The organism is Azospirillum sp. TSO35-2 (genome assembly GCF_003116095.1).
In the GTDB taxonomy this organism is placed as follows: domain Bacteria; phylum Pseudomonadota; class Alphaproteobacteria; order Azospirillales; family Azospirillaceae; genus Azospirillum.
The window spans coordinates 1139636-1139929 of the sequence record NZ_LGRA01000008.1 but is presented as its reverse complement, the minus strand read 5'-3'; the positions used below and the strand labels follow the sequence as shown (position 1 = coordinate 1139929).

The 294-nt window shown below is 71.4% G+C and carries 1 protein-coding gene; it reads left to right on the top strand.

From position 1 onward, the window contains the following. Window positions 1–294, top strand: a 294-nt coding sequence (locus tag TSO352_RS33450; protein WP_199231501.1) for an Ig-like domain-containing protein, incomplete at both ends; no start/stop codon positions are given.

Sequence of the window (294 nt, the reverse complement as noted above, 5' to 3'; positions counted from 1 at the left end):
CCGGCACCGCCGATGGCAGCGGCGTGTGGTCGATCACCAGTTCCACGCTGGGCAGCGGCGGGCACACGCTGACCGCCACCGCGGTGGACGTCGCCGGCAACACCTCCACGGCGTCGACTGGGCTGACCGTCACCATCGACAGCACCACCACGGCGCCGACCGGTTTGGCCTTGGCGTCGGGTTCGGACAGCGGGTCGAGCGGGAGCGACCGCATCACCAACATGGTGGTTCCGACCATCACCGGCACGGCGGAGGCCAGCAGCGTCGTCACCCTGTACGACGGCGCCACCGCCG